This window comes from Streptomyces roseochromogenus subsp. oscitans DS 12.976, from assembly GCF_000497445.1.
In the GTDB taxonomy this organism is placed as follows: Bacteria; Actinomycetota; Actinomycetes; order Streptomycetales; family Streptomycetaceae; genus Streptomyces; species Streptomyces oscitans.
The window spans coordinates 4279717-4299375 of sequence record NZ_CM002285.1 but is presented as its reverse complement, the minus strand read 5'-3'; the positions used below and the strand labels follow the sequence as shown (position 1 = coordinate 4299375).

The 19659-nt window shown below is 71.1% G+C and carries 14 protein-coding genes; 11 read left to right on the top strand and 3 right to left on the bottom strand.

The genetic code is table 11. The features are described from left to right. On the top strand, positions 1–1391 hold a 1391-nt coding region (locus M878_RS97550), incomplete at its 5' end, for a hypothetical protein (RefSeq protein ID WP_023547878.1). 33 nt (positions 1392–1424) lie between these two features. Here the strand turns inward: M878_RS97550 and M878_RS68235 are convergent. Both M878_RS68235 and M878_RS68230 read right to left on the bottom strand, forming a co-directional pair. Continuing rightward, complete coding sequence (locus tag M878_RS68235; RefSeq protein WP_023547877.1) at positions 1425–2072, bottom strand: DUF998 domain-containing protein; 648 nt, start codon at positions 2070–2072, stop codon at positions 1425–1427. Between the two features lie 275 nt (positions 2073–2347). After that, complete coding sequence (locus M878_RS68230) at positions 2348–3922, bottom strand: Na+/H+ antiporter (protein ID WP_023547876.1); 1575 nt, start codon at positions 3920–3922, stop codon at positions 2348–2350. 238 nt (positions 3923–4160) lie between these two features. Between M878_RS68230 and M878_RS99975 the strand changes: the two genes are divergently transcribed. From M878_RS99975 to M878_RS68185, 9 genes are all read left to right on the top strand, one after another. Continuing rightward, entirely contained in the window at positions 4161–7163 is a 3003-nt protein-coding gene (locus M878_RS99975; RefSeq protein ID WP_023547875.1) for a sensor histidine kinase, read from the top strand. Beyond that, complete coding sequence (locus M878_RS68220; RefSeq protein WP_023547874.1) at positions 7163–7960, top strand: DUF4118 domain-containing protein; 798 nt, start codon at positions 7163–7165, stop codon at positions 7958–7960. The genes M878_RS99975 and M878_RS68220 overlap by 1 nt, the downstream gene beginning before the upstream one ends. 316 nt (positions 7961–8276) lie before the next feature. After that, positions 8277–10118, top strand: a complete 1842-nt coding sequence (locus M878_RS68215; protein ID WP_023547872.1) for an APC family permease — start codon at positions 8277–8279, stop codon at positions 10116–10118. Positions 10119–10378: 260 nt separating this feature from the next. Further along, positions 10379–10468: a K(+)-transporting ATPase subunit F gene (gene kdpF / locus M878_RS92930; RefSeq protein WP_023547871.1), complete on the top strand. Its 90-nt coding sequence runs from the start codon at positions 10379–10381 to the stop codon at positions 10466–10468. Positions 10469–10476: 8 nt separating this feature from the next. Beyond that, the gene (gene kdpA / locus M878_RS68205; protein WP_023547870.1) at positions 10477–12138 is read left to right on the top strand and encodes a potassium-transporting ATPase subunit KdpA; all 1662 of its coding nucleotides are present in this window, start codon (positions 10477–10479) and stop codon (positions 12136–12138) included. Then, positions 12138–14276 carry a potassium-transporting ATPase subunit KdpB gene (gene kdpB / locus M878_RS68200; protein WP_023547869.1) on the top strand — a complete coding sequence of 713 codons (2139 nt, stop codon included), beginning with the start codon at positions 12138–12140 and terminating at the stop codon, positions 14274–14276. The genes kdpA and kdpB overlap by 1 nt, the downstream gene beginning before the upstream one ends. Positions 14277–14281: 5 nt before the next feature. Then, a complete protein-coding gene (locus tag M878_RS68195) occupies positions 14282–14989 on the top strand; it encodes a potassium-transporting ATPase subunit C (RefSeq protein WP_023547868.1) in 708 nt (235 codons plus the stop codon). A gap of 88 nt (positions 14990–15077) precedes the next feature. Next, positions 15078–15761 carry a response regulator gene (locus tag M878_RS68190; protein ID WP_023547867.1) on the top strand — a complete coding sequence of 228 codons (684 nt, stop codon included), beginning with the start codon at positions 15078–15080 and terminating at the stop codon, positions 15759–15761. A 15-nt stretch (positions 15762–15776) separates the two neighbouring features. Further along, the gene (locus tag M878_RS68185; protein WP_023547866.1) at positions 15777–18314 is read left to right on the top strand and encodes a sensor histidine kinase; all 2538 of its coding nucleotides are present in this window, start codon (positions 15777–15779) and stop codon (positions 18312–18314) included. A 157-nt stretch (positions 18315–18471) separates the two neighbouring features. On the opposite strand, the gene M878_RS68180 is transcribed toward M878_RS68185, so the two are convergent. Then, positions 18472–19038, bottom strand: a complete 567-nt coding sequence (locus tag M878_RS68180) for a universal stress protein (RefSeq protein WP_023547865.1) — start codon at positions 19036–19038, stop codon at positions 18472–18474. Between the two features lie 272 nt (positions 19039–19310). On the opposite strand from M878_RS68180, the gene M878_RS68175 reads away from it, so the two are divergent. Continuing rightward, positions 19311–19649: an SAV_915 family protein gene (locus M878_RS68175; RefSeq protein ID WP_023547864.1), complete on the top strand. Its 339-nt coding sequence runs from the start codon at positions 19311–19313 to the stop codon at positions 19647–19649. The last annotated feature ends 10 nt before the right edge of the window (positions 19650–19659 follow it).

Below are 19659 nucleotides of genomic sequence, written 5' to 3'. Positions count from 1 at the left end.
GCCGCCGCTACTGGGCCACCGTGCCCGCGCGGCTGCGCCTTCTGCGCGCGGCCGCGCTCCTGCTGGCCGCCGCCGTGGCCGGGCTGCTGCTCGTGGCGGGGCTCGCGCTGAACGGCACCTGGGACCGGGTGAGCGGCCGGGACGCACCGCGCACGACCAGCGCCGCCGACCTCGACCTCGCCCTCAACGACATGGACGCCCAGGCCGCCAACATCCTGCTGTCGAACGGCGATGCGGGAAACGGCCGGCTGCAGACCCCGTACACCAAAGCCGTCGGCTTCTACGGCGACGCCCGCCGCGCGATAGGCCACGACCTGCGCACCCTCGCCGTGGCCGCACAGGGCAGCCCGGCCGACGAGAAGACCGTGGAGTCGCTGACCGACGGCTTCGCCGAGTACCAGGAACTGATCGGCCGGGCCCTGGAGAACGACGGCCACCACGGCGGCAAACCGGCCGCCCTGGCCGACTACCGCCGCGCCACGGACCTCCTGCGCACCCAACTCCTCCCCGCTGCAAACACGTTGGTGTCTTCGAACGACAAGGCCTTCGAGGCGGAGTACACCTCAACCCACTCCACCCTCTCCACACAGCTCACCGCCCTGCTCGCACTCGGCGCCATGCTGCTGGCGGTGCTGGGTGTCCTGCAGTGGTACCTGTTCCGCCGCTTCCACCGCATCCTCAACCCCGGCGTACTGGCGGCCACGCTCTCCACCCTGCTCGCGGTGATCCTCGGCACCCAGCTGCTGTCCGCCTCGGCCACGCACCTGCGCGTGGCCCGCCACGACGCCTTCGACTCCGTCGTCGCCCTCTCCCGCGCCCGCGCCATCGCCTACGACGCCAACGCGGACGAGAGCCGCTATCTGCTCGACCTCGAGCGCAGCTCACAGTACGAGGAAACGTTCCTGGCCAAGTCCCAGCAGCTGTACGGCCTCAAGGGTGCGACCCTGTCGACGTACGACGCGCAACTGGCCACCACCTGGCAGGTGTACCAGGCCGATCACCACGACCTGCGCTTCACCGGCGAGTTCCGTCGCGAGCTGGACAACATCACCTTCTCCGGCGAGCGGGACGCGGCCGAGAAGACGGTCGAGTCGTACGCCGTCTACCAGCGCGACGACCGCAAGATCCGCGCCCTGTTCGCATCCGGCAAGGAACGCGAGGCGGTCGAGTTCTGCATGGGCTGGGAACCGGGCACCTCCAACGTCCATTTCGGCGCCTGGATGTCCGCCCTGGACCAGGTGACGGACATCAACCGCGCCCACTTCACGTCGTCCGTGCAGGACGGCCGCTCGGCGGTGAGCGATCTGCTGCCGTGGGCGGGCGGGCTGGTGGGGGCGGCCGCCCTGCTGACCTTGCTGGGGCTGCGCCCGAGGCTGGCCGAGTTCGGCTGACAGCGGTGCTCGACAAGCGCTCGGCCGGCCGGGTCAGGCCCGGCGGGTGGCTCCGTCCGGCCGCACGAACAGGCCGCGGACACCGGCTGACAGCGCCCACACCAGAAGGGGAAACACGGCTACCCGTTCCATGCCGCCCATCCCGAGTCCGAGCCAGCGGTGGGAGAGGAAGAGCACGAAGGCCGTGATCGCCGTTGCTCCCAGCAGGCTGGTCGCCCAGCGCAGCGGTCCCGGCACATCGTCCGTCAGGCCGAGTCCCGCCAGCAGAAGCCCGGTGTTGCCGAGGGCCATGATGAGCAGCGCACCCAGGACATGCTGATTCTCGTGGACATCGGCGGGTGCCAGTCCGGCCACCGCGAATCCCACGCCGGCGCAGGCCAGCAGGCACCGGGCGGCCATCGCGGTCGCGTTTTTGCGCCACAGAGCACCGGTCGAGGCGACACCGACGACGAGGAGCGTCCCCAGAGCGATGAACGAGGCGTTCATCAGGCCGTGTTCGGGCGAGCATATGTAGCGTGGCGCGGGTTCCGACTGCATGGCGCAGTGGGCATTACCCAAGTCGCTGATGTTGTTCCGCGCCCAGCTGTACGGCCTTGCCCACGCCGACTCGACGATCCCGTGGGCAATGAAGAACTGCACCACGCCTGCGACCCACGCGGCGTATCCGATCCGTGCCTTCAACTGTCCGCCTTCTCTCGCGCGATTCACGTGCGAACAGCGGATCACGCTCGGCCGGCCGCAGACACGCCGACAAGCCCCCGGGGATGAGGTGGGGCAGGCCCTACGTACAGGACGGCGATCACGCGGAGGCCCGTCGGGCCGGGCCGGCCGGTTCGTCCGCTGATCTGCCGCAGGTTCCAGAACAGCCGGACGGCGCCCAGGCAGACGCAGGGCGGAGGCGTCAGCGCGGTTACGGAAGCAGCCGGGTCCCGTGGAGTCGCGGGGCGGGGATCCTGTCAGACGTCCGACAGCCGCGCCTCTTCCAGGTCCAGGGCCCGCTGCAGGCGCCGGCGGGTCGTGTCGCTGATCGTGTGGGCGTCGTACAGGCGCTGCAGCTCACCCGTCTCGACGGCGATCAGGTCGCGTCGGAGCTGGCGGTAGACGCGGTCGGCGGACTCCCTGCCCGCGCCGTCGGTGCCGTTGTCGGCGAGGCGGTCGCGGGCGTCGTCGAGGCGGGCGGTGAGGCCGCGACGCAGGCGGTCCAGGACGACGTCGGGTACGACCTCCAGTTCCGCGAGTTCCTCCAGGCGGGCCAGGCCGGCGTGGGCGAGGTGGGAGCGGGCCTGGGCCTCCTCGCGGGCGGTGTGCGCGGGCTCCAGGGCGATGCCGGAGGCGCGGACGACGGGGGCGAGGGTGAAGCCCTGGACGACCAGGGTGACCACTACGACCGATGTGGTCAGGACCAGGACCAGGGGGCGGTCGGTGAGCGGGCTGCCGTTCTTCGCGACCTCCGGGATGGACAGCGCGGCGGCCAGCGGCATCACACCGCGCGTGCCTGCCCAGGTCAGCACCATCGGTATCCGCCAGTTCAGCCGGCCGATCCCGCCCTTGCGCTGGACCACCGCCGACAGGGGGGCCAGCCAGAGCAGTCGCACGGCGACAAGGGTGGCAGCGACGGCCAGGGCGTACAGGGGCCAGGAACGGTCGCCGTCCGCCAGAGCCCGTACCTCCCCGGGGAGTGCCAGCCCTATCAAGCTGAACACCACACTCTCCAGCAGGAACACCACCGTGCCGTACACGGCATGCAGCTGGAGTCTGATGCGGGCGTTGGTGAGGCGGTCGCCCCTGCCGCCCAGCACCACCCCGGCGACCACGCACGAGGTCACGCCGGAGGTGTGTGCCGCCTCCGCGAGGAGGTACGCGGCGTACGGCGTGACCAGGGCGATCACCGTCTCCAGGACCGGATCTTCGGTGCGACGGCGGATCAGGGTGATCACTCCGGCCACCGCTGTCCCGATCACCGTGCCGCCGCCCGCGAGCACGAAGAACTCCCCGCTCGCCGAGCCCCAGTCCGCGGCGGCCGAGGCGATGGCGATGCCCGCCGCCACCCGGACCAGCACCAAGGAGGTCGCGTCGTTGAACAGGCTCTCGGCCTGGACCAGGACCTGCACGCGTGGGGGCAGGGCGAGGCGGCGGCCGAGCGCGGTCACGGCTACGGGGTCGGTGCTGGCCAGTACCGCGCCGAGGACGAACGCCATCTGCCAGGACAGAGGAGTGACCGAGGCAGCCACCGCGGCGACCGCGGCCGCCGACGCGAGTACCAGCCCGATCGCGAGGATCCCGACCGGTTTCCACACCGCGCGCAGCTCCCGCCAGGGCATGTCCTCGGCGCTCGCGTACAGCAGGGGCGGGAGGACGACCAGGCCGATGATCTGCGGGCTGATCTGAATCTGCGGGGTGCCCGGCAGCAGGGCCACGGCGAGACCGGCGACCACGAGCAGGGAGGGGGCGGGAATGCGCCAGCGGCGCGCGAAGGTGGCGACCACCGTGGCGAGGACCACGAGGGCGAGTACCGTACCGACGCTGCGCATGCCGTCCCCCTGGGGCTACCACGGGGAGCCGCTTCGGCTTCCCGGCCGACCAGACTTCCCGGCACACCTGCCCTCACCCTATCGGGCCAGATCGCATCAAGACAGCGTCAAGGTCCACGGGGGTGACGCCAAAGAATCGCTAACAATCGAACCTGCCGCCCCGCGAAGCGGCTTCCTTGAAGGGAGAAACCCTCCCGTGACGGGGAGTTGGATCAGTGAGCGGAGCGCGTCGGCGGCGATGAGTGACGTACGGCCCGGACGACTGAAGGTCTACCTCGGCGCGGCCCCGGGGGTCGGCAAGACCTACCGGATGCTCGACGAGGGGCGGCGCCGTGCCGCCCGCGGGGCGGATGTGGTGGTGGGGTTCGCGGAGTGCCACGGCCGCCCGCACACGGAGGCGATGCTCGACGGCCTGGACACCGTCCCCCGGGCGAGCTGCAGCTACCGCGGGGGACAGTTCCAGGAGATGGACCTGGCCGCGGTCCTGACCCGCCGGCCGCAGGTGGCGATCGTCGACGAGATCGCGCACAGCAACGTCCCCGGCGAGGGCCGCAACCCCAAGCGCTGGCAGGACATCGAGGCCCTGCTCGACGCCGGTATCGAGGTGATCACCGCGCTGAACATCCAGCACCTGGAGTCCCTCAACGACGTCGTCGAGAAGATCACGGGGGTGCCGCAGCACGAGACCGTGCCCGATGAGGTCGTACGGCGCGCCTGGCAGATCGAGCTGGTGGACATGCCCCCCGAGGGGCTGCGCCGGCGCATGGCGCACGGGAACATCTACGCTCCCGAGAAGATCGACGCCGCGCTCGCCAACTACTTCCGACCCGGCAATCTTCAGGCCCTGCGCCAGCTGGCGCTGCTGTGGACGGCCGACCGGGTCGACGAGGCCCTGCAGGAGTACCGGTCGCAGCACGGGATCGGGCGGGTGTGGGAGACCCGGGAGCGGGTCGTCGTCGCGCTGACCGGCGGGCCCGAGGGCGACACGCTCGTACGGCGGGCCGCCCGGATCGCCGACCGGTCCGCGGGAGGGGATCTGCTGGCCGTGCACGTGGCGCGCAGCGACGGCCTCGCCGCCGGCGTCTCGCACGCCTCGCTGGCCCGGCAGCGCCGGCTCGTGGAGGACCTGGGCGGCAGCTACCACTCGGTCGTCGGCGACGACGTGGCCACCGCCCTGGTGGAGTTCGCGCGTGCCGAGAACGCCACCCAGCTGGTCCTCGGCACCAGCAGACGGGGGCGGCTGACGCGGTTCCTGACGGGGCCCGGCACCGGGGAGACGGTCACCGAGCTGTCCGGGGACATCGACGTCCACCGGGTCACCCATGAGCGGGCCGGCCGCGGAACCCTCCTGCCGTCCAGGCGGCGCACGCTGTCGACCGCCCGGCTGATCGCCGGACCGGTGGCCGGACTGGTGCTGCCCGTGCTCCTCACCGCCCTCCTCGCCCAGTTGCGCGGCACGCTGAACCTGACCAGCGAGGCCCTGCTGTTCCTGCTGGCCGTGGTGGGCGTGGCGTGCATAGGCGGGGTCGCCTCCGCGGTGATCGCGTCGGTGACGGCGTCCCTGCTGCTCAACTACTGGTTCATCCCGCCCATCGGTGCCTTCACGCTGAACGATCCCAACGCCCTGGTGGGGCTGACGGTGTTCGCGGTCGTCGCGGCCATCGTGGCCGCGGTCGTGGACCGCTCCCTGCGGCTGTCGCGCCGCTCCGCGCGGGCCACGGCCGAGGCGGAGACCATGTCGTCCCTGGCCGGCAGCATCGTGCGCGGCGAGGCGACCATCCCGGCGCTGCTGGAGCGGACCCGCGAGACCTTCGGCATGGAGTCGGCGGACCTGGTGGACGAGCCACCCGACGCGGCCGGGCCCGATGCGGGCAGGCTCGACCCGGGCAGGCTCGATGCGGGCGGGCTCGATGCGGGCGGGGCCCAGGTGTTCGGGTCGCACGTGGTCAGGTCCCACGCGTCCGGGTCCCATGTGGGCGGGGCCGATATGGGTGGGTCTTGCGTGGGCGGGGGCGATGGGGCTGGGTCCCATGTGGGCGGGGTCGATGGGGCTGGGCCTCATGTGGCCGGGGCCGATACGGGTGGGTCTTACGTGGTGGGGGTCGATGGGGCTGGGTCCCATGTGGGCGGGGCTGATATGGGTGGGTCTTACGTGGCGGGGGCCGATGCGGCTGGGTCCCACACGGTCGGGTCCCATGAGGCCGGGCCGCACGCGGCCGGGTCCGAGGCGGGTGGGCCTCGCGCGGCCGGGTTCCATTCCGCTTCCTCTGGGGCGGTGTTCGTTTCGGCCGGCCTCCACGTGGCCGGGGCCGATGCGTGCGGGTCCCCTACGGTCGTGCCTCACGTGGCCGGTTCCCATGCTGCCGGAGCCACGGCCGTCCCCGCCGGCCCCGGTGCCTGGCTGGTGCTGCGCGGTCGTACCCTCTCCTCCTCCGAGCGGCGCGTCCTGGCCGCGTTCGCCGCGCACGTCGGCTCGGCGGTGGAGCGGGCCCGGCTGGCCGAGGCGGCCGCCGAAGTGGAACCCGTGAAGGCCGCCGACCGGCTGCGCACCGCCCTGCTGCGGGCCGTCGGTCACGACCTGCGCACGCCGCTGGCCGCCGGCTGGGCCGCCGTCACCTCGCTGCGCAGCCGCGACGTCGCCTTCAGCGACGAGGACCGCGACGAGCTCCTCGCCACCGCCGACGAGTCCATGGCCAAGCTCAACCGCCTGGTGGAGAACCTCCTCGACCTCAGCCGGCTGGAGGCGGGCGCCCTCACCCTGAACCTGCGGGCCACCACTTTGGAAGAGGTGCTGCCGTTGGCGCTGGCCGATGTGCCCGGGGTGCGGGTGACGGACATGGAGGGCATCCCCGCGGTGCTGGCCGATCCGCCGCTGCTGGAGCGGGTGATCGCCAACCTGGTCGGCAACGCCGCCCGGCACACCCCGCCCGGGAAACAGGTGCTGGTGACCGCCAGTGTCCTGGCCGGGCGGGTGGAGCTGCGGGTGGTGGACCGGGGGCCCGGACTCCCCGCCGATGGCCGCGACCGCCTCTTCGAGCCGTTCCAGCGGCTCGGCGACACCGACAACACCACGGGACTCGGCCTCGGCCTCGCCCTCGCGCGCGGCCTGACCGAGGCGATGAACGGCACCCTCAGCCCCGAGGACACTCCGGGCGGCGGCCTCACCATGGTGGTGTCGCTGCCGTTCGCGGGCCGGCGGGTGGGTGCCGAAGCGTCCGAGCAGAGCGTAGGAGGCCCTTGATGAGCGCTGTGACCGGCATCTGGAAGCCGCTCCGTACGGAAGCCCGCGTAGTGTGGGCCTGGCCGTTGCGCGACCGGCTCGCCCTGGCGGCGGCCTTCGTCGCCCCCTTCCTGGTGGCCCTCGTTCTCGTCCCGTTCCGTACGAGCGTGACGCACACGAACGCGGCGCTGATCCTCGTCGTGGTGGTCGTCGCGGTGGCCGCGCTCGGCAGCCGTACGGCGGGAGTGGCCGCGGCCCTGTCGGCGGCGGCTTGGTTCGACTTCTTCCTGACACGGCCGTACGAGACCTTCGACATCACCGCGTCCGCCGACATCGAGACGGCGGTGCTGCTCCTGGCCGTCGGCGTCCTCGTGTCCCAACTGGCCGCCCGGGCACGTCGGCTGGAGGTCGTCACGGTCACCGACGCGGCCCATCTCGCCCGCATCCACCGCACGGCGGACCTCGCGAAGACGGCAAACTCCGCGGACATCGTGGTGGACCACGTCCGCCGCGAGCTGACCGAACTCCTCGGCCTGCGCGCCTGCCGCTTCGAGTACGGCACCCTGCTGGGAAAGCCGCCGCGGCTGGAGACGGACGGTGGTGTCACGGTGGGCCGGCGCACCTGGAATCCGGACACCGACGGCTGGCCCGAGGGCGAGATCGAGCTGCGTACCTACGGCAACGGCCACTACGTCGGCCGCTTCATGCTCACCCCCGGCCCGGGCCCCGTACTACCGCTCCAGGCCCGCCTGGTGGCGGTGACCCTGGCCGACCAGACGGGGGCGGCGCTGGACACGGCGGGCCCGGCGCGGAGGTGAACGCACCGGGGCGCTCGGTGCACGAGGCGTTCCGGGAGAACGAGTGGCGGGTGCTCGCCGTCGGGGCCGTCGGTGCCGCGGGCCGGTGACCGGGTGGTCCTGGCCACGACTCGGCGCGGTGTGGACATCCTCATGACGGGAGTGCAGCCGCATCCGCAGAACCGGAGGGGCTGAGGTGTCGGGCCGAAGCCCGTCAAGATCACGTCAAGGTCGACCGGTTGGGCGCGAAGATGCCGCAAGGAGAAGTCGGACTCGGGCGTAAACAGACAGAACCTGGGTGCACCCGCGCACGCAAGGAAATAAGGAGCACGCGTCCATGTCCGTCCTGACCACCGAGCAGCCGGATGCCGTCCCCGCCGGCGAGGAGCCGCCTGATACCGGCGAGCGTCACCGGCTGACCGCCGTCACGGGGCTCGCGGCCCTGTCGCTGGACGCGATGGCGTCGGTGGCCTACGGCCCCGAGGCGATCGTCCTTGTCCTCGCCGCCGCGGGCGCCCACGGCCTCGGCTTCACGATGCCGGTCACGCTGGCCATCGCCGCCCTGCTGGCGGTGCTGGTGGCCTCCTACCGGCAGGTGATCGCGGCCTTTCCGGACGGCGGCGGGTCGTACGCCGTGGCGAAGACGCATCTGGGCGCGCGCACGAGCCTGGTGGCCGCCGCCTCGCTGGTGCTGGACTACGTGCTCAACGTCGCGGTCGCGGTGACCGCGGGCGTGGCGGCCCTGACCTCCGCCTTCCCCTCCCTCTACGGCGACCGGCTGTGGCTGTGCCTGGCGGTGCTCGCGCTGATCACGGGCGTCAATCTGCGCGGCATCGTGGAGTCGGCGAAGGCGTTCATCGTGCCGACGGTGGTGTTCGTCGGCTCGGTCTTCGTACTGATCGTTGTCGGGCTGTTCCGCTCCCACCCCGTGAGCACGGTGACCGCGGCCGGACACGCCTCCGTCGTCGCGGACAACGCCTCCAGCGTGGGCGCGCTCCTTCTGCTGAAAGCTTTCGCTTCCGGGTGCGCCGCGCTGACCGGCGTGGAGGCCATCGCCAACGCCGTCCCTTCCTTCCGGGTGCCGCGGGTGCGCCGGGCCCAGCGTGCGGAGGTGGCCCTCGGCGCCGTACTCGGCCTGATGCTGATCGGCCTGTCGGTGCTGATCGGCCGCTTCCACCTCCAGCCCGTCGAGGGCGTCACGGTCCTCGCCCAGCTCGCGGACGCCGCGCTCGGCCACAACTGGGCTTTCTACGTCATCCAGTTCGCGACGATGATCCTGCTGGCGCTGTCCGCGAACACCTCCTTCGGCGGGCTGCCGGTGCTGCTGAAGCTGCTCGCCCGTGACAACTACGCGCCGCACGTCTTCGCGCTGAAGGCCGACCGCCAGGTGCACCGGCACGGCGTCCTCGCGCTCGCCGTCGTCTCTGCCGCGCTGCTGGTCTTCTCCGGCGGTGACACCAACACCCTGGTGCCGATGTTCGCGATCGGTGTCTTCGTCGGCTTCACCATCGCCCAGGTGGGCATGGTCCGGCACTGGCGTCTGGAGCGGGGCCGGGGCCGGCGCGGGAAGGCGCTGCTCAACGGGTTCGGTGCCGTCCTCACCGGTGTCGCCGCCGTCGTCGTCACGGCGAGCAAGTTCGAGGAAGGTGCCTGGCTGATCGTCATCGCCCTGCCGCTGCTGGTGGCCGCCTTCGAGACCGTGCACCGCGCCTACGGCCGGATCGGCGAGCGGCTCGGGCTCGGTCGCATCCCCGAGGTCCCGCACCGCGAGCGCTCGCTGGTGGTCGTCCCGGTGTCCACGCTGTCCCGGCTGACCTCGGAGGCGCTCACCGCCGCCACCTCCCTCGGTGACGAGGTCCGGGCCGTCACCGTGTGCTATCCGGACCCCGAGGACCGGGCCCACCTGCACGCGCTGGAGCGCGCCTGGGCGGACTGGGACCCCGGGGTGCCGCTGGTACGGCTGTCCTGCCAGCGCCGCACGCTCGGGCGCCCCATCGCCGCGTACGTCCGTGAGGTGGCTGCCGCCGAGCCCGGTACCCAGGTCACGGTGCTGATCCCGGAGGCCGAGCCGGAGCGGCTGTGGCAGCGCCTGCTGCAGAACCAGCGGGGCGCGGTCGTGGCACACGCGGTGCGCCGGGAGACGGACGCGGTGATCTGCCGGCTGCGCTTCCGGCTGTAGTGAGCCAGGTCACCGACGGTCACTGTCCCTTACCCGCCGGTAGGGGGCAGTCGGCGTAAGAGTCCCGTCAAAGCCATACGGGCACCCGTAAGAGCCCCGTCAACGGGCGGCCGGATCCCGCCAAGGAGACGTTTTCCTCGTACCGTCCGTTTCAACCGAACCTCACTCCAGGAGTTCGCGATGGCCGATCTGGCCTTCGTCGTCGCCGTGCTCGCGGGTTTCGCGCTGGTGGCCCTCGTCGCCAAGGGGGTGACGAAGCTGTGACCGTCGAGAACATTGTCGGCCTGGTCGTGGCCGTCGCCCTGCTGGGCTACCTCGTCCTCGCCCTGATCTACCCGGAGAGGTTCTGAGACAAGACATGGGTCCCGAACTCGCCGGCGTGCTCCAGCTGCTCGCCCTCATAGGCGCACTGGCGCTCGCCTACGTTCCTCTCGGCAACTACATGGCCAAGGTCTACTCCTCGCGGGGGCATCTGCGCGTCGAGAAGTGGATCTACAAGGCCATCGGTGCCAACGCCGACACCGAGATGACCTGGCCCGCATACCTGCGCGGTGTCCTCGCCTTCTCGGCCGCCAGCGTCCTCTTCCTCTACCTGCTGCAGCGGCTGCAGGGCGTGCTGCCCGGCTCGATGAACTTCTCGTCGGTCGACCCGGCGCAGTCGTTCAACACGGCCGTGTCGTTCGTGACGAACACGAACTGGCAGTCGTACTCCGGCGAGCAGGCGATGGGGCACGTTGTGCAGACCGCCGGTCTGACCGTGCAGAACTTCGTCTCCGCCGCCGTCGGCATGGCCGTCGCCGTCGCCCTCGTGCGCGGCTTCGCCCGCTCGCGCACCGGTGAGCTGGGCAACTTCTGGTCCGACCTGGTGCGCGGCACGCTGCGCATCCTGCTGCCGGGTGCCGCGATCGCCGCGGTGATCCTGGTCGCCTGCGGCGTCATCCAGAACTTCTCCGGCATCCACGAGGTCGGCCAGTTCATGGGCGGCTCGCAGCAGTGGAACGGCGGCGCGGTGGCCTCGCAGGAGGCGATCAAGGAGTTCGGCACGAACGGTGGCGGCTACTTCAACGCCAACTCCGCCCACCCCTTCGAGAACCCCACGCCGTTCACCAACCTCCTCGAGATCTTCCTGATCCTGGTGATCCCGTTCTCGCTGACCCGCACCTTCGGCGTGATGGTCGGCAACGTGAAGCAGGGTTACGCGATCCTCGCCACGATGTTCACCATCTGGCTGAGCTTCGTCGCGCTGATGATGTGGAGCGAGTTCGCCCACCACGGCGCGGCGCTGCAGGCCGCGGGCGGCGCGATGGAGGGCAAGGAGGTCCGCTTCGGCATCGGCTCCTCGTCGATCTTCGCGACCTCGACCACACTCACCTCGACCGGCGCGGTGGACTCCTTCCACTCCTCCTTCACCGGCCTCGGCGGCGGCATCGCGATGCTCGGCATGATGCTGGGCGAGATCGCGCCCGGCGGCACCGGCTCCGGCCTCTACGGCATGCTGATCATGGCGGTCATCGCGGTGTTCATCGCCGGTCTGATGGTCGGCCGTACCCCCGAGTACCTGGGCAAGAAGATCGGCGGCCGCGAGATGAAGCTCGCCGCCTGCTACATCCTCATCACCCCCGCCCTGGTGCTGGTCTTCACGGCGGCTTCCATGGCCCTGCCGACTCCGCCGCACTCGATGCTGAACTCCGGCGCGCACGGCTTCTCCGAAGTCCTGTACGCCTTTACCTCGGCCTCGAACAACAACGGCTCGGCCTTCGCCGGCCTGAACGCGAACACCGACTGGTTCAACACCATGACCGGTCTCGCGATGCTGCTCGGCCGCTTCCTGCCGATGGTGTTCGTGCTGGCGCTGGCGGGCTCGCTCGCCGAGCAGAAGCCGGTCCCGGTCACCGCGGGCACCCTGCGCACCGAGAAGCCGCTGTTCACCGGCCTGCTCGTCGGCGCGATCCTGATCATCACCGGTCTCACGTACTTCCCGGCCCTGGCTCTCGGCCCGCTCGCGGAAGGGCTGGCGTGATGACCACCCGCATAGAGAACTCAGAGGACTCCATGTCCACAGCCACTCCCACCCGGGCGCCGCACAGTGACGTCCCCACCGGGCACAAGCCTGACGAGGGCCGTGTCGGAGCGGGCCTCTTCGACCCCAAGGCGCTCGTCAAGTCGCTGCCGGACGCGTTCCGCAAGCTCGACCCGCGGGTGATGGTCAAGTCGCCCGTGATGTTCGTGGTGTGGGTCGGCTCCATCCTGACCACCGTCTTCTCCTTCCAGCACCCGGGCGACTGGTTCGGCTGGGCGATCAGCGCCTGGCTGTGGCTGACGGTGATCTTCGCCAATCTGGCGGAGGCGGTCGCTGAGGGCCGGGGCAAGGCGCAGGCCGACACCCTGCGCAAGGCCAAGACCGACACCGTCGCGCGCCGGCTGCTCGCGGACGGTACGTCCGAGGAGCAGGTGCCCGGTACTGCGCTGACCATCGGTGACCTGGTGGTGTGCGAGGCCGGTGACATCATCCCCGGCGACGGTGACGTCGTCGAGGGTGTCGCCTCGGTGGACGAGTCGGCCATCACCGGTGAGTCCGCCCCTGTCATCCGTGAGTCCGGCGGTGACCGCTCGGCCGTCACGGGCGGTACGAAGGTCCTCTCCGACCGGATCGTCATCAAGATCACGACGAAGCCCGGCGAGACCTTCATCGACCGGATGATCAACCTGGTCGAGGGCGCGGCCCGGCAGAAGACGCCGAACGAGATCGCGCTGAACATCCTGCTGGCGTCGCTGACCATCGTGTTCCTGCTGGCGGTGGCGACCCTGCCGCCGTTCGCGACCTTCGCCCACACGCACCTGACCATGGTCGTGCTGGTCGCCCTGCTGGTCTGTCTGATCCCGACCACCATCGGTGCCCTGCTGTCCGCGATCGGCATCGCGGGCATGGACCGCCTGGTGCAGCGCAACGTGCTGGCCATGTCGGGCCGCGCGGTCGAGGCCGCCGGTGACGTCTCCACGCTGCTGCTGGACAAGACCGGCACGATCACGCTCGGCAACCGGCAGGCCGCCGAGTTCGTGCCGGTGCGCGGTACGACGGAGGCCGAGGTCGCGGACGCGGCCCAGCTGTCGTCGCTGGCCGACGAGACCCCCGAGGGCCGCTCCATCGTCGTCCTGGCGAAGGAGAAGTACGGGCTGCGCGAGCGCCACCAGGGCGAGCTGGCGCATGCCGAGTGGATCGAGTTCACCGCCCAGACCCGTATGTCGGGTGTGGACGTCGACGGCCGCAAGATCCGCAAGGGTGCCACGGCCTCGGTCATCGCCTGGGTGAAGGAGCAGAGCGGCACCGTCGCCGAGGACGCGGACACGATCGCGAACCGCATCTCCGAGGCGGGCGGCACCCCGCTGCTGGTCGCCGTGAACGACGACAAGGGTGCCCGTGTGCTGGGTGTCATCTACCTGAAGGACGTCGTCAAGGAAGGCATGCGGGAGCGGTTCGAGGAACTGCGCCGTATGGGCATCAAGACGGTCATGATCACGGGTGACAACCCGCTGACCGCGAAGGCGATCGCCGAGGAGGCGGGCGTCGACGACTTCCTCGCCGAGGCCACCCCCGAGGACAAGATGGCCCTCATCAAGCGGGAGCAGGCCGGCGGCAAGCTGGTCGCCATGACCGGTGACGGCACGAACGACGCCCCGGCCCTCGCGCAGGCGGACGTCGGCGTGGCGATGAACACGGGTACGTCGGCCGCCAAGGAGGCCGGCAACATGGTCGACCTCGACTCCAACCCGACCAAGCTCATCGAGATCGTCGAGATCGGCAAGCAGCTGCTGATCACGCGCGGTGCGCTGACCACGTTCTCCATCGCCAACGACGTCGCGAAGTACTTCGCGATCATCCCGGCCCTGTTCGCGGCGGTCTACCCGGGCCTGGACAAGCTGAACATCATGCACCTGTCCTCGCCCAACTCCGCGATCCTTTCGGCGGTCATCTTCAACGCGCTGATCATCATCGCGCTGGTGCCGCTGTCCCTGAAGGGGGTGCGGTACCGGCCGCTCAGCGCCGACAAGATGCTCCGCCGCAACCTCGGGATCTACGGCATCGGCGGCCTGATCGCGCCCTTCATCGGCATCAAGATCATCGACCTGCTCATCTCCCTCATTCCCGGAATCGGCTGATCGCCATGAACAACTCCGTAACGAACACCGCACGGTTGCTCGGGGCGGGCCTCAGGGCCCTCCTCGTGCTGACCCTGGTGACCGGCGTCATCTACCCGCTGGTCGTCACCGGCATCGCCCAGGCGCTGTTCAACAACAAGGCGAATGGCTCCGAGATCAAGGCGGACGGCAAGGTCGCCGGCTCGTCCCTGATCGGGCAGTCGTACAACCTGCCGCTGAAGAAGGGCCAGGACACCCCGGACCCGGACCTGAAGTGGTTCCAGGGCCGCCCGGCCAACGGCCTCGGCGCGAACAGCGTCAACACGCAGTACAAGCTGCTCGTGTCGGGCGCCACCAACCTCTCCGCCGACAGCGGCGCGGTGAACGGCAAGTGCCCGGACCAGCCCGCGGACAAGACGCTCTGCGCCCAGGTGCTCGCAGCCAAGGCCGCCGTGGTCAAGGACAACTCCGTCCCGGGCTACACGGTCAAGCCGTCCGACGTCCCCGCCGACGCCGTCACCTCCTCCGGCTCCGGACTGGACCCGGCCATCTCCCCGGAGTACGCCGAACTCCAGGTCCACCGGGTCGCCGCGAAGAACGGGCTGTCCGTCGCCGCGGTGGAGAAGCTCGTCAAGGACAACACCCAGGGACGCACCCTCGGCTTCATCGGTGAGCCGCAGGTGAACGTCCTCGAACTCAACATCGCGCTCAAGGACCTCGTGGCCAAGAGGTGACGGCCTTACGCGATTCGCAACGGGAGCCGGCACCTCGGGGTACTCGGGGTGCCGGCTCCCGCAGCCATGACAGGAGAGACACACACCCATGACCAGGGTGCTCGTGGTGGAGGACGACCCGCAGCTCGTACGGGCCCTCGTCATCAACTTGCAGGCACGGCACTACGGCGTGGACGCCGCCCCCGACGGTGCCACGGCCCTGCGGCTCGCCGCCGCACGTCAGCCCGACGTGGTCCTGCTGGACCTCGGCCTGCCCGACATGGACGGCGTCGACGTCATCAAGGGTCTTCGTGGCTGGAGCCGTGTGCCGGTGCTGGTCCTGTCCGCCCGGCAGGCCTCCGACGAGAAGGTGGCCGCCCTCGACGCCGGCGCGGACGACTACATCACCAAGCCGTTCAGCATGGACGAACTCCTGGCCCGGCTGCGGGCCGCGGTCCGCCGTACCGGGGACACCCCGCTTGTCCCCGAGACGACGCTGGTCGAGACGGCGGACTTCAGCCTCGACCTGCTCGCCAAGAAGGCCGTACGGTCCGGGCGGGACGTACGGCTGACCCCGACCGAGTGGCATCTGCTGGAGATTCTGGTCACCCACCCCGGCCGGCTGATCACCCAGAAACAGCTGCTCCAGGAGGTCTGGGGGGTCTCGCAGAGCAACAAGACCAACTATCTGCGGGTCTATATGGCCCAGCTCCGGCGCAAGTTGGAGACGGACCCCTCCCAGCCCCGCTATCTGATCACCGAGCCCGGCATGGGCTACCGCTTCGAGGAATGACCCCCTAGGAACGACATGGCACGCGGCAAGCTCCGGATCTACCTCGGCGCGGCACCCGGCGTCGGCAAGACGTACGCGATGCTGTCGGAAGCACACCGCCGTATCGAGCGGGGCACCGACTGCGTCGTGGCCTTCGTCGAACACCATCACCGGCCCCGCACCGAGGTGATGCTGCACGGCCTGGAACAGGTGCCGCGCAGGGAACTGGAGTACCGGGGCACCGTCTTCACCGAGATGGACGTGGACGCCGTCCTCGCGCGCCGCCCCCAGGTGGCGCTCGTGGACGAACTGCCGCACACCAACATCCCCGGCTCGCGCAACGCCAAGCGCTGGCAGGACGTGGAGGAGCTGCTCGCCGCAGGGATCGACGTGATCTCGACCGTCAACATCCAGCACCTGGAGTCGCTGGGCGACGTGGTCGAGTCGATCACCGGGGTGCGGCAGCAGGAAACCGTCCCCGACGAGGTCGTACGCCGTGCCGACCAGATCGAGCTGGTCGACATGTCGCCCCAGGCGCTGCGCCGCCGTATGGCGCACGGCAACATCTACAAGCCGGACAAGGTCGACGCGGCCCTGTCCAACTACTTCCGGCCCGGAAACCTCACGGCGCTACGGGAGTTGGCCCTGCTGTGGGTGGCGGACCGGGTCGACGAGTATCTGAACGAGTACCGACGCGAGCACCGGGTGTCGACCATCTGGGGTTCGCGGGAGCGGATCGTGGTCGGCCTGACCGGCGGCCCCGAGGGGCGCACCCTGATAAGGCGTGCCTCGCGGCTCGCCGAGAAGGGCGCCGGCGGCGAGGTGCTCGCCGTCTACATCTCCCGCAGCGACGGTCTGACCTCGGCCTCCCCGAAGGAGCTGGCCGTCCAGCGGACCCTCGTGGAGGACCTCGGCGGCACCTTCCACCATGTCGTCGGCGACGACATACCCGTCGCCCTGCTGGACTTCGCGCGGGGCGTGAACGCCACCCAGATCGTGCTCGGCGTCTCCCGCCGCCGCAGCTGGCAGTACGCCTTCGGGCCCGGCGTCGGCGCCACGGTCGCGCGTGACTCCGGCCCCGACCTCGACGTCCACCTCATCACCCACGACGAGGTCGGCAAGGGCCGCGGACTGCCGGTGGCGCGCGGTGCCCGGCTCGGTCGCCCCCGGGTCATCTGGGGCTGGGTCGTGGGCGTGCTCGGCCCGGTCCCGCTCACCTGGCTCCTCACCGGCGCCGCCCCGGACGTCGGCCTCGCCAACGACATGCTGCTGTACCTGACCCTGACGGTCGCGGCGGCCCTGCTCGGCGGCCTGTTCCCGGCGCTGGCCTCGGCGGTGGTCGGATCGCTGCTGCTGAACTGGTACTTCACCCCGCCGGTGCACACCTGGACGATCGCCGACCCGAAGAACATCGTCGCCATCGCGGTGTTCTTCGGCGTCGCCGCGTCCGTGGCCTCGGTGGTGGACCAGGCCGCCCGCCGCACCCATCAGGCGGCGCGGCTGCGCGCCGAGTCGGAGATCCTCTCCTTCCTCGCCGGGCACGTCCTGCGCGGCGAAACGACCCTGGAGGCGCTGCTGGAGCGGGTCCGCGAGACCTTCGGGATGGAGTCGGTGGCCCTGCTGGAGCGGACCGGCGAGACGGCACCGTGGACGTGCGCCGGCAGTGTGGGCCCTGAGCCCGCGCGGATCCCGGAGGACGCGGACGTCGACGTACCCGTCGGCGACCACATGGCCCTGTCCCTGCGCGGCCGGGTGCTGCCCGCCGCCGACCGGCGGGTGCTGGCCGCGTTCGCCGCACAGGCCGCCGTCGTCCTGGACCGCCAGCGGCTGCAGCGCGAGGCCGACCGGGCCGGGGAACTGGCCGAGGGCAACCGCATCCGCACCGCTCTGCTGGCCGCCGTCAGCCACGACCTGCGTACCCCGCTCGCCGGTATCAAGGCCGCGGTCACGTCGCTGCGTTCGGACGACGTCGAGTGGTCGGAGAGAGACCAGGCGGATCTGCTGGAGGCCATCGAGGAAGGCGCCGACCGGCTCGACCACCTGGTGGGCAACCTCCTGGACATGTCCCGCCTCCAGACGGGCACGGTCACCCCGATCATCCGGGAGAGCGACCTGGACGAGGTCGTGCCGATGGCGCTCGGCGGGGTGCCCGAGGACAGCGTGGAGCTGGACATCCCCGAGACCCTGCCGATGGTGTACGTCGACCGGGGCCTGCTGGAGCGGGCGGTCGCGAACGTCGTCGAGAACGCCGTCAAGTACAGCCCGCCGGGGGAGCCGGTCCTGGTCTCCGCGAGCGCCCTCGCCGACCGGGTCGAGGTGCGGGTCGTGGACCGCGGTCCGGGCGTCCCGGACGAGGCCAAGGACCGCATCTTCGAACCCTTCCAGCGCTACGGGGACGCTCCGCGGGGGGTGGGGGTCGGGCTGGGCCTCGCCGTCGCCCGAGGGTTCGCCGAGGCGGTCGGCGGCACGCTGCTCGCCGAGGACACGCCGGGTGGGGGTCTCACCATGGTGCTCGCTGTCCCGACCGCGCCGGAGCGCGAGCGTCCTGGGGGGCTTGTGGTGTCGGGCGGCTGACGGCAGTCGTGGGCTGGTCGCGCAGTTCCCCGCGCCCCTGGGGAGTTGCAGTCGCCGCACCCTCATGCGCGCCGTAGCCGCGGGCAGCCGTACCGCAGGGCGGCGACCGTCCCGCAGAGAGCGGCACCCCGCCGGCACCGGTGTGCGTGGCAACCGTTCAGGACTCCGGCGGCACCATGTGCAACTCCCGTTCCAGATGGCCGGTGTTCAGCCGCAGCCGCCAGGCGTTCCGGCGGTGTACGGCCGTCAGTTCCGCCTGCAACGGCGACGGTGGCACCGCGAGGACCGGGCACGTCGCGTGGGCGAGGCAGTAGCGGCTGACGGACGGCCACAGTGCCCGGTGAAGGCGGCCCCGCCGCCCCGCACCGACGACGAGGATGTCGTCCTCGCGGGACGCGGTCCGTACCAGCGCAGGCCCGGGCGCGCCCCGGACGACCAGCGCCTGTCCGGGCTGCCCGGTGTCCGTGCCGCCGAACACCGCACGCAGCGCCTCGACGAGCCGTTCGCGCGCCAGCCGCTCCCACTCCGGGACCAGGGCGGTCGCCGCCGGGAACCTGCGCGCGGCGAGATCCCCCTCCGGCGGCTCCCACGCCAGCACCGGCCACAGCTCCGCTCCCCGGCGCCTGGCCTCCACGGCGGCCCGGCTCAGGGCGGTCGCACCGCCCAGCGAGCCGCTCACTCCCACCACGACCCGGGCGGCCGCAGGCGGGCGGTACTCGGACATCAGCTCCTCCTGGAAATCCCTTCCATGAGACCGCGCCGCGCCGTTCTCGAACAGCCCGAACGCCCGTTCCTGACACCCTTCTGACGGCTCCTTCCAGCCACTCCCGCCAGCGGCGTCAGCGTGCCGTCAAGGTCGTCCGGGTCGGCGTCAGCGTCACGTCAGGGGCCGCCGGCCCCCCGGACACCGGGCATAACGTCGGGACCGAGCCCCGGTCCGCCTCCCCGCGTCCGGGGCCCCAGATCCCACCCGCGCTGCCTTTCGGGAGGCACCCCATGGCAGAACTCCGCTACGGCGAAGACCCCGAGCCCTCTGATCCTTTCCCGGCCGGACTCCTGTACGTCCCGGTCCGGCCGGGGCCCTCCGGGTGTGCGGCCCGGCTCTTCCGCACGCCGCTCGGCGACCGTACGGCCGTCGGCTTCACCTCCGAGCGCCGGCTGACCACCACGCTCGGCGCCGGACAGGCGTGGATCCGCCTCGCCGAGCCCGCCCTGCGCGCGCTGACCGCCCCGCTCGGCGTCACCGCCCTCACGGTGGACCCGCAGTTCACCGCCGCGGCCCCCGCGCCGGTCATGCCGGTCCCGTCCGAGATTCCCGCGCTGCGGATCGCCTGAGAGGGGCAGC